The organism is Microcoleus sp. S28C3 (assembly GCF_036700785.1).
Classification (GTDB): domain Bacteria; phylum Cyanobacteriota; class Cyanobacteriia; order Cyanobacteriales; family Microcoleaceae; genus Microcoleus; species Microcoleus asticus.
In genome coordinates, this window is the sequence record NZ_JAUBPO010000091.1 from 19573 (window position 1) to 30806 (window position 11234).

6 protein-coding genes are annotated in these 11234 nt (G+C 48.4%); 1 reads left to right on the top strand and 5 read right to left on the bottom strand.

What is annotated here, in order from left to right:
- Nucleotides 1-10: 10 nt before the first annotated feature.
- The 3 genes from QUA13_RS23735 to QUA13_RS23740 are packed head-to-tail and all read right to left on the bottom strand — an operon-like array spanning nt 11 to nt 6295.
- Nucleotides 11-538 (bottom strand): DUF6887 family protein, encoded by a 528-nt coding sequence (locus QUA13_RS23735; protein WP_333202480.1) that lies wholly within the window; start codon nt 536-538, stop codon nt 11-13.
- Complete coding sequence (locus QUA13_RS32860; protein WP_445242742.1) at nt 525-827, bottom strand: DUF6888 family protein; 303 nt, start codon at nt 825-827, stop codon at nt 525-527. The genes QUA13_RS23735 and QUA13_RS32860 overlap by 14 nt, the downstream gene beginning before the upstream one ends.
- The gene (locus tag QUA13_RS23740) at nt 788-6295 is read right to left on the bottom strand and encodes a PAS domain S-box protein (protein ID WP_333202482.1); all 5508 of its coding nucleotides are present in this window, start codon (nt 6293-6295) and stop codon (nt 788-790) included. Before QUA13_RS23740 ends, QUA13_RS32860 begins: the two co-directional genes overlap by 40 nt.
- A gap of 240 nt (nt 6296-6535) precedes the next feature.
- Here QUA13_RS23740 and QUA13_RS23745 point away from each other — a divergent pair, with 240 nt between their 5' ends.
- Complete coding sequence (locus tag QUA13_RS23745) at nt 6536-10351, top strand: glycoside hydrolase family 2 TIM barrel-domain containing protein (RefSeq protein WP_333202484.1); 3816 nt, start codon at nt 6536-6538, stop codon at nt 10349-10351.
- A 100-nt stretch (nt 10352-10451) separates the two neighbouring features.
- On the opposite strand, the gene QUA13_RS23750 is transcribed toward QUA13_RS23745, so the two are convergent.
- Both QUA13_RS23750 and QUA13_RS23755 read right to left on the bottom strand, forming a co-directional pair.
- The gene (locus tag QUA13_RS23750; RefSeq protein WP_333202486.1) at nt 10452-10688 is read right to left on the bottom strand and encodes a toxin-antitoxin (TA) system antitoxin; all 237 of its coding nucleotides are present in this window, start codon (nt 10686-10688) and stop codon (nt 10452-10454) included.
- A 91-nt stretch (nt 10689-10779) separates the two neighbouring features.
- Complete coding sequence (locus QUA13_RS23755; RefSeq protein ID WP_333202488.1) at nt 10780-11025, bottom strand: HNH endonuclease; 246 nt, start codon at nt 11023-11025, stop codon at nt 10780-10782.
- Between the last annotated feature and the right edge of the window lie 209 nt (nt 11026-11234).

Consider the following 11234-nt stretch of genomic DNA (forward strand, 5'->3'; position numbering starts at 1 on the left):
CGATCGAATTTTAACTACTGTGGTCTGCCTTCACCCCGGCAATTGTCGCGCCTGGTAGGCTCTGAAATTTTCCTCCGGGTTCAATATAGCCAACTACCAGCGAAGATTGGGCGCGGCTGTCAAAATTTGCCTCTGTCAGTTCTGTTTCTAGCTGTTTTGCTGTTGATTCATTTCTACTAACAAAAACAGCCAGAGTTTTTATATGTTGTTTCTTTGTATGGGAAATCATATCGTTAATTAACAGCTCGATTAACGGCTTATTATTTGGCAAATAACTGCCCATAACTTGAATTTTAATTTCTGTTTGATTTCCCTCTCCATCTGTCAAAATCAAGCTAGAGGAGCTTTCGGGAATTTTATTAATAGTTTGATTGGGATGCTGGAAGTGCAACCATTTAACAACGGCAGCCTCTGTTGCGGCTACTGATTCGTGCAGCCGGTCCGCCAAAGCATAGAAAGCCTCATTATCTTCTCGGTGAGCAAGTACGTAAGCTCGCAATTCCTTTCTGCTCATAGCTTGAAAATTAGGCTTGTTCATCACAGTATCTCCATTGCCCGTTAGGATAAATCTCTATTTCAATAGTTTCACCAGCCAAAATATACAGGTAATTTGTGCGTTCATCGAGTCGCACTATGTAGATAGGCTGATACATATTTGTTAATTCATAGCAAACTACAAAGCATTTGAGTAACTGCGCTGCTGTAGGAATAATTTTTCCTCCTTCACTCTCGCACTTTTGCTTGTTTAGTTTACAAGAGTCAGAGTTTGCAGTAACGCCCGATCGCGTTACTGCAAATTTGTTAACTTGGCTAAAACGGCGGCGAATACAGCGGGTTCGATCGGCTTTGTTAAGTGTTCGTTGTAACCGGCGGCGATCGCCCGATCGCGGTCTTGTTCGCTAGCATAAGCTGTCAGCGCCACGGCCGGCAAGCGCTTGATTTTGTCGGATGCGGACGATCGCACTTTGCGGATCAGCGAGTCGCCTTCCTCAACGGGCATGGCGATATCGCTGATTAAAATATCCGGCGGCGACTGCTGTAAAATGTCGATCGCCTCTGCAGCCGAAGCAGCCGCAGTCGCAGTCGCCCCCAACTCTTCGATCGCCACAATCAAAAACTTACGGTTATCGGGTTTGTCGTCAACTACCAATACCTTTAAACCTGCCAAAATACCCGGACGGATTTGAGGGGATTTGCTTTCCTCTCTCAACTTTGGCTGGTGATTCCGACGCTGTTTGAGCGGCAGTTTCACCGTAAATGTCGCACCCTTGTTTTTACCCGGACTTTCCGCAGTCACAGTGCCACCGTGGAGTTCCACCAAGTGCCGGACGATCGCCAATCCCAGTCCCAAACCGTTTTGATGCTTAGTAATCGAGCCGTCTGCTTGTCGGAAGCGATCGAACACGTAGGGCAGAAACTCTTGGGAAATGCCCTTTCCGGTATCGCTGACAGTAATTTGCACGTAATTAGGTGATGAGGAATCGGTAACAGCTACCGCCGATAAGCGCAGTTCCACATTTCCCCCCGAAGGCGTAAACTTCACGGCGTTAGTCAGCAAATTCGACACTACCTGCTGCACCCTCGGGGCGTCGCCCCACATCAAGCTGACTGCGGGGTCAAATTCTGAGGAAACGGTGACAGACTTAGCCTTGGCCGCCAAACGAACTGATTTCAGAGCAAACTCAATCGTCTGTCTCATGATGAACCAGCCGGGTTTCAGAGCCAGCTTACCTTGAATAATCCGGGAAACATCGAGCAAATCTTCCACTACCTGCACCTGCACCCTCGACTGACGCTCGATCGCTTCCAAACCGGAAGCTAAATCCTCTGCGGTGTACGAGCGGGTGCGCAACCTCTGTGCCCAGCCCATAATCACATTTAGAGGCGTGCGCAGTTCGTGGGAAAGAGTGGCTAGAAACTCGTCTTTCAGGCGGTTGATGGCTTCTGCTTGGGCCCGCGCGGCCTGTTCGCGATCGAGCAACTGAGCGCGTTGGGCCTCCAATTGCTTGCGATCGCTGATGTCGGTGACGATCGACATACAGTTGATGTTCCCGTTGCTGTCGCGGACTTGAGTTGCCCACAAACTGATGTCGATCGAGCTGCCGTCTTTCCTTTGGCGCTGGGTTTCCATGTCGGCGATCGCGTTTCCTTGGCGAATTCGTTTCAAATTCGCCATGAATTCCTCCCGCTTGTCTGCGGGAACGCTGGGCGCAAATTGACCTACCGCCTCTGATTCGGACCAGCCAAAAATCCTCTCGGCGGCTGGGTTCCACATTTTCACACTGCCGTCGTCAGTGTCCAAAACGGTAATTGCCAGGGGACAAGCCTGAATCAAGGCTTCTAAAGTTTGATTGAGGTGCGATCGCGCTGCTTCTGCTTGTTTGCGATCGGTGATATCGACGTTCACTCCGATCGTCCGCCAAGGCAAACCGCGATCGTCGGGAAACCCCTTAGCCCTGCAAGCAATCCAGCCCACGCTTTTGTCGGGGCGGCAGATGCGGAACTCAATGTTTAATTCCTCCCCGGAAGCCCCCGCAGCTTTTACCTGCTGTTCGGTAACAGCGCGATCGTCTGGATGCAGCATTTGGGCCCAACTTTGATAGCTGTCTAAAGCGCCGGGCGGCAGCCCGTACAAAGCCTCTAACTCCGGCGTACACGCGAGATCGTCGGTTTGGACGTTCCATTCAAAAGTTCCGATTTTGCCTGCTTGCTGAGCGATTTGCAGCCGTTCTTGATTCTTTTTGAGTTCTGCTTCCACCCGCGATATCTCGGTCAAGTCGATGTAAAATGCGACGATCGTCTCTGGTTCGCGAGCGTCCGGGCACAGGATCGTCCCGCCCATCAGAATCGGCACGCGGCTGCCATCTTTGCGGATGTACTCTTTCTTGAAAGGAGTTGCGACTCCCTTAACCCGCAGTTCTTGCGCCGCCACGGCGTCGAGGTGCAGGTATTCGGGGGGGGTCATCCTGTCCCACCGCATTTGACCGGAGAGCAAATCTGAGCGGGTGTAGCCGACCATGTTGAGCAGGGATTGGTTGGCGTAGGCGATGCGGCCGCTCAAATCGCCGATCGCGACTCCGAAAATATTTGACTCGAACAGCCGCCGGAATATGGCTTCGCTTTGCTGCACTACTCGTTTTGCTTGGTTGCGATCGGTGATTTCGGCAACCACGGTGCTGACTCCCAGCAGTGTTCCGGATTCATCGATCACGGGGTAAAAGCTGATTTGCCAATCCCGCAAAACTCCTGGCTGTTGCAGGGTTTCGGCCTTAATTTCCAAGTCGGTCACGGGGGTTTGCGTCGCCAGCACTTGGCGGTAAATCGGCTCTAGCATATCGGCGATTTCCGGACTCGCTTCTCTAACGGTGCGCCCGAGGTACTCTGCGATCGAGCGACCGTTGATCTGAGCGAGGCATTCGTTGATGCGGATGTAGCGCAAATTGGTATCGACAAAGCACAGCCCGACTGGTGTGGTGTTGTAAACTAAGTCGAGTTCTGCTAGTTGGCGGCGAAGGCGTATTTCGTTTTCTAGAAGTTGGTTTTGGGTTTGTTTGCGATCGGTAATATCTAGTACGAATAATGCTCCTTTGTCTGTAGCTCCTTGCAACTTTCCGCCCCCGATTAAAATTGGGAAGCGCGTGCCGTCAGAGCGGATGAATTCTTTTTCATAAGGCGCGCAACTTCCTGATGCTGCGACTTGCGCGATCGCCGCGCGATCGATTTCTCCGTATTCCGGCGGCGTGATATCGATCCAGCGAATCTGTCCCGAAACTAAGTCTTCCCTCGTATATCCGATCATTTCCAGCAAGGCGTCGTTAGCGTCAGTAACTTCGCCGTTGGCATCCCAGAAACCGATGCCGATCATGTTAGATTCTACCACGCTGCGGCAGCGCATTTCGCTTTCCCGCAAAGCTAATTCTGTTTGTTTTGCTGCGGTAATATCTGTGAGAATTATGCCGACTCCGATTATTTCTTCTCTTTCATTTTTAACTGGGTAGTAGTTTGCTACCCAGTAACCGAAATATCCCGGTTTCCCTTCAGGTTCGCCACTCATTTCTAAGTTTAAAACAGGCTGGCCACTTTCTAAAACTTGCTGAATTATCGGCGCAAATTTTGCTGCATATTTTGGCAACAATTGCCGGAAGTCTTGGCCGAGATGCTGTTCTATCGGCAAACCGTTGAGTTCTGCTAATACTTGATTGATATGGATGAAGCGCATTTCGCGATCGAAAAAGCAAATCGCTAGGGGAGATGCTTCTAACAGCGCGTCAATTAAGGCAAAGGATTGCGCTGTTTGAGATAGTGCTTGCTGCGCTTCTGCATAAAGTCTGGCGTTGTCGAGGGCGATCGCGACGCGGTATGCTAAATCTTCTAGCATTGCCATGTCTTCTGCACTGTAGCGGCGGCCCAACTTTGAGGTAAAGCAAGTGATGCAACCCATTACCCGCCCGCGCGCTTTCAGCGGTACGCAAGCGTGAGATCCGATATTGAGCGATCGCAATATTTCTATTTCTGCTGCATTTTCGCATCCTGCTGCTAACATTTCCTCATCCACTTCGGCAATTAGTTCGGATGTTCCGGTGCGGATTACCAGCGGATAGCCGTTAGTAGCATTGTCGGCGATCGGACTGCGGATTCTCAAGTTATTCAGACTATCAACTATAGAGGCTTCTGCGTGAGCTGCTGCGACTCCGCGCACTTTTGAGTCGGTTTCGGTCAAATGAATGCAGCACCCGTCGGCGATCGAATTTACTGCTAATTCTGCTACCTTTTGCAGCACCGTTTCCCCGTCAAACGCATCAGCCAGCATTTTGCTGACTTCTGCTAAAAATGCCGAGCGCTGCTGTTCTATTTCCGCTTTTTCTCTCGCTGCTTGCTCGATTGTTAACTGCAATCTTTGAATTTCTGCAAGTTTGAGTTCTGTGATATCGCGGGCGACAATTAAGGCGGATTCTGGTACGCCGTCTTTGCCAAATTCTGGAACTACGCGGGATTGATAACTTCGGATACCGTTGGTTGACAATGCCTGAAATTCGATAATTTCTTCTCGACCTGTTTCTAACACTTTATGCAGGGTTTCATCCCATACCTGGCACAGGTCCGGCGGCACTCCTATTTCTTGACTGGTTTTTCCCAGGAAGAATGAAAGCGGTTTTTCTTGGCTTGTTTCAACTGCTTTGTTGACATACATATAACGCAGTTTTTTGTCCGTGCGGATAATGATATCTGGCGTATTTTCTAGCAGCGTTCTCAGTTGCTGTTCGCTGCTTGCCAAAGCTGCTTGCGCTTGTTGTCTTTCCGTGATATCTCTCACCGTACCCACGTATCCGATGAGTTCGCCGGAGTCGGAGAACATCCGCGAGGAACAAACGTTAATCCAGCGCACAATCCCCTCTGGTGTTTGCAAGCGATACTCGATCGCATATTCCCCACCTTCCCGAGTATAATCTAACCATCGGGCTAATACGCGATCGCAGTCTTCCGGGTGGATGCAATTCTCCCAACCGTCTCCTAAAAGTTCTGCCAAACTCAAGCCGCAAATGGCCTGACAGTGAGGGTTTGCGTAGGTGTAGCGCCCCTCAAAATCTGCCATAAAAATGCCTACCGGCGAACAGGAACTCAAACAGCGAAATCGTTCTTCTTGAGCTTGCAGCGCTTCTTTAGCTACTGTCAGTTCTGCAGTGCGCTCTTGGACGTGGCTTTCTAGCTTAGTGTAGGATAAAGCCAGGGCTATTTCTGCTTTTTGGCGGTCAGTAATATCGATGCCAGTTGCTATCACATATTCTACCAAGCCCGCGCCATCGGTCGTCACAGTATTCGACCAAGAAATTAAGCGTTTATCGCCTTTTTTAGTGCGCCAATAGTTTTGATACTCGCTGTGAAAATGTCCGGATTTTAGTTCGGTAAAAACTGTTTTAACTGGTTCTATTTCTTCCGTAATTAAAAACAAATCCCACACATATTTATTGACAACTTCTGCTGTCGAGTAGCCTGTGGTTTTTTCGCAAGCTTGGTTGAAGCGGACAATCCGTCCTTGGCTATCGAGAACTACAATCAAGGAAGCCGTAGTGTCAATTACTTTTGAACTAATTTTACGTTCTATTTTTAATTCTTTTTCTGCGGACTTTAAGCCAGCATACCAAGCGCTAACCACTGCTGCGGTCAAAAGTAAGATTGCAGGAGCGACATTGAATGAAAACAGTAACAGAGCGGTCAGCAGTAAAGCCGTGCCGGCACTAAATGTAGCAATGCTGTAAGATTGAATGGGTAAGGGCAAGACCTCAAACTGGCTCATTTTTTTTGACCTGTAGCGCTGGCGCGATCGCACTATTGCTTATGTCGATGAAACAACATTGTTAAAACTAAGCTAAAACTAAGTTAAAACTAATCATCTATTTTTTCTCTAGAAAACCACATTGGTCGGCGCTGTGTCATCTTCCCCGCGACAGATTTGCAGCGGGATTAGTGCTAAATAAACTGCTATTCTAGATGAAGAGACAAATTCGATCGGCTAATTTCTGGGAGTAATAAGCGAGTGAATAACAAGCGGGCAAAAATTATCGGATTATTTTTCGCAGCCGCCACCCTCTTTGGATTCGTCGGTTACGCGCTTCAAAATCCCAACTTCGCCAGCAACTCAGCGATGTCGATCGGCTTCCCCAATCTTACCATCGCGGCGGTCGGCGCGATCGACAACAAACGCGACCAAATCTATCTCAACGGAACTTGGCAATTTGTTCCCGCAGTTGGCAACTCCCAAAAACCCCCCGTCTCCCCAAGTTGGGGTTCCATCCAAGTGCCCGGAGACTGGCAAAAAGAAAACAACCAATCCGTACCCGGAATTATCACTCGCGGCAGCGGCAAAGATTGGGAAAACTTCAACAGCAAACAACTATCAAAAGCTTGGTATCAGAGAAATATAGACATCCCCGACAACTGGAGAAACCGCCGAGTTTTTATCGACTTAGCCAGAGTCAGCACCGATGCAGTCATCTTTGTCAACGGCATTAACTGCGGTCAAATCGCATGGCCTTACGGCACTATTGAAATTACCAAAGCAGCAAAACTAGGTCAAAACACCCTGTCTATTTTAGTCGTGGCAGTATCCGACGAAAAGGAAAAAGCCGTCATCATGGGCCCCACTGAAATCTACACAGAAAAATCCAAGTTGCAATCGCGGGGAATCATCGGCGAAGTGCGGCTTCTGGCCGTTCCTCCAGGCCCGCTAATTAGCGACGTGTTCGTCCAAACTTCCACCAGAAAAAAGCAAGTTAAATTAGATATAGAACTCAAAGACGTTGCCCAAAGCGGTCAAGTTGAATTAATCGCACAAATGCTAGACGACCAAGGCAAAGTCGAACAAAAATTCACCGGAACCGCCAGGGTTCAAGCTAAAGCAATTCAAACCGTACAAGTCCAGTGGAATTGGCCAAATCCCCGTATTTGGGATGTCGCTAAACCCAACCTTTACACCCTGCAATTAGAAGTAAAAGGTAGCGGGGTTAACACGCAATACGACCAACCTTTTGGCTTCCGCGAATTTTGGATAGAAGGGCGCAAATTTTTCTTAAATGGAACTGAATTTCGGCTGCGACCAAACTTGCACTCCGATTCTTGGCAAGGCGGGACAGTAGAAGTTTCTGACAGCCTAATTGATGGCTACGTAAAAGCCGGTTTTAACATAACAGAAATGTGGCCTTGGAATCACGACGAACGGGGTAGGTGGCACTTCCGAGAGTTATTTGCGGAAAGAGCAGACCTCAAAGGTTTTCCAATTATGGCTCCCGCTTTAGACATTAGTCCTATCGCTTGGAACGGCAAGTGGAAGAACCCCCTGTGGAAAAACCGCTGGAAAGCCCGAATGGTGACTGAAATGCGCCGCTACCGCAATCATCCATCAGTATTAATGTGGGCGACAAGTCCTAATTTTTTCGGCAACGGTGACGACCTAAATCCCCGCCGCATCGGCAAAAGAAAAGTAGAAGGAACTCTCAGTCAGTCGGACAACGAGCGTTTGCGGGTGAACACTCCCCTAGGAAATGACGCTTTAGCTGCGATTAAATCAGCAGACCCAACCAGACCTGTGATGGTACACCAAGGCGCAAACTTCGGCGATGTTTACGCGCTGAATACTTATTTAAATATGATTCCGTTGCAAGAACGGGAAGAGTGGATTTCTGAGTGGAGCAAAACCGGGGAAAGGCCCTACATGGCAGTCGAGTTTGGGACTCCTCTGCACGCAACGATGATGCGGGCCCGCAAAGGTTTTGGTCAGGCAATTCTCAGCGAACCTTTGATGACTGAGTTTGCGGCAATTTATTTTGGCAAGCAGGCTTACGAGTTGGAAACTGCCGCTTATAAAGCTAAAATTCGCGAGCAATTTGTTAAGGGTCAGGAGTATCAAAGCTGGCATTTTAAACAAGAGTTAGATTTTGCACCAGCTTTTCAAAAGTTGCAGGAGTTATTCAGTACAAATACTTGGCGGAGTTGGCGGACTTTTGGAATGTCTGGCGGGATGATTCCTTGGAATGACGGACACGGTTGGGAAGTTTCCGAGGCTGGCAAAAAAAAGGTAGATATTGGGCCCTTTCAACCTGGTCGCCGGGGAGTTTATTTGAAGCAAGTCTCGAATAATCTGTTGAATTATTTGCAGCCAGAAGGTTACACTGTTCATCCTGGGGGCGAGGCAATTATGAAGAATAATAGCTCGACTTTGGCTTGGATAGCTGGTGCTAGCCCGGTTTTTACTGCGAAAGATCGCAATTTGTTTGTGGGCGGAAAACTGGCAAAGCAAGTAGTGTTAATTAACGATACGCGGGCGCCACAAGAATTTTCGTTTAATTGGCGGGTTTTGGTGGGAGGGAAAGAACTAAATAAAGGCGATAATAAAGGGACTATAAAGCCGGCAGGAACGCTGTTTTTTCCAATAGACGTAAAATTACCAAATACCATTTCTAGCAAGGCAGACGGCGAAATTCGCTTGACTGCGCGAGTGGGCGAGCGATCGCATTCTGATACATTTGCTTTCCGGGTTTTCCCCAATCCAGCCAACATCAAGGATACGCTGACAATCTTCGATCCAGCGGGCAAAACATCGGCTATGTTAAAACAGTTAGGTCATCAGCTTGTACCGTGGAATGGTTCGCAAGTTTCATCGCTATTAATTATCGGTAGGGAAGCATTTTCTAGCGGGGAAAATTTGCCGGGAAGTTTAGAAAGTTTTGTGCGAAACGGCGGCAAAGCAATTGTGTTTCCTCAGCGCAGGGAATGGCTGGAAAATACGGGTTTCCGGGTTGCTGCCCACGTCAGCCGCCGCGCTTATCCAGTTAACAGCAACCATCCGGCAATTAGCGGTTTAGACAGTGAAGATTTGCGGGATTGGGTGGGGGAAAGCACGCTGCTTGAAGCTTATCCAGATACGATCCAAACTGGCCCCAATTTGAGTCCGGTAAATAAACATTGGTACGGCTGGCATTGGGGAAATCGCGGCGGTGTCAGCAGCGCTTCTATTGAGAAGCCCCACCGCAGCGGTTGGCGGCCAATTTTGGAATCTGAGTTTGATTTAGCTTATTCGCCGCTGATGGAATTGGATTACGGAAAAGGGCGGTTGATTTTAAACGAGTTGGATTTGGAAGACCATTATTCTGTAGATGCTGGGGCGGCGCAGTTAGTACAACAAATTGTGAGTTACGGGATGAATTCTCCGGTGGTTGGAAAGCCGGATAAAGTGGTTTTAATTGGGGGAGATGGGGATGCACAGAAGCTGGACAGTTTGGGGGTAATTTATCAGCGCGCTAATTCGCTTTCTAATGATGTTGGTTTGGCAATTGTGGGGAGAGAAGCGAATCTGAAAGATGCAGATTTGCGCGGTTATTTGAATGCTGGCGGGAAGGCGTTTTTCTTGCCGCGTCAAGTGTCTGTTGCGGGTTTGGGCGTGGGTTTGCAGCAAGCGCAGGATTTCGGGGGTTCGCTGGCGGTTCCGAGTTGGGATGAGGTGAAGGGAGTTAGTGCTTCAGATTTGCGATCGCGCTCTTTTTATGATACTTGGTTGATTGAGTCTGGGGGAGAAGTCGGCGCTGACGGTTTGTTAAGTCGGGTAAAAGTTGGCAAGGGCGTGGCGATTTTTTCTCAGATTGAACCCGACAGTTTGAATGCGGATACTAAGACTTATTTGCGCTTTACTCGCTGGCGGCAAACCCGGGCAAATGCTCAGATTTTGGCTAATTTAGGGGCGATTTTTAAGGCGGATGAATCTGTGTTTAACGGTTCGTCGAGTCGGGAGTTTTATCACTGGGATTACAAGACGGATTTTGAGAATGGGGACGATCCTTATCGCTATTATCGATGGTAGGATTTTTTAACCGCAGATTAACGCGGATGTTATGAATGATTTGAGGCGTGATATTCAAGGTAAACCTAGAATATAAAGGTATGACTATCCAGCCGTAATTTCATAGATTCCCTTTCCAAAATTCGTCTGGTAACGGTTCGTCAAAATCGTCGCTTGTCCAGATTGCTCCTGCGTGCAATCCTGCTGTACGCTGCTTAGTTGGGGATGCGATGGGTGCTAAACGGACAAGGGGAATGCCACCTTCTGTGAAAACAACCTCTATGCCTTTAAGTGCTAGAGATAATAACTCTTTTAAATTTGTCTGTGCTTCTTGCACGTCAACTGTTTTTGTCAGCATTGCAGTTATCCAAGCTAGGGATTAAAAGTGCGATCGAACAGAGGTTAGCAATTTCAATGTTAAATTGCTGATTTTATTATACTGTTAAAAATCAAAGGTCAAAGTGACGGCGGAAGCGGGGGTCTAGTTTGTCGGTTTTCTTTTGGTTGCAGGTGTCGCAGAGGGTTTGCAAGTTGCTGATGTCGTTGCTGCCGCCGCGCGCTAAGGGGATGATATGATCGATCGTCAGTTGGGTTTCTAGTTTGGTTTGGCCGCAGCTTTGGCACTGGTATTTATTGCGAGTAAATACATATTTTCTGACTTCTGGGGGAATGGGGATTCTAGGGGTTTTAGACATGATGATTTTTAACCGCAGATGAACGCGAATAAACGCGGATGTTTGATGGATTAGCTGGGTGAGTTTTCTTGATTGAGAAGTTGGCGGCGCAAATCGTCAAGGGGAGATTCTCGTTTGCTAGTTTCTGACTCGGGGAGCATCTCAAATATGCAATGAGTATAAATACTATTCAGGCCAAAGCGAGATTTAAATAAGCACAACGATGTTTC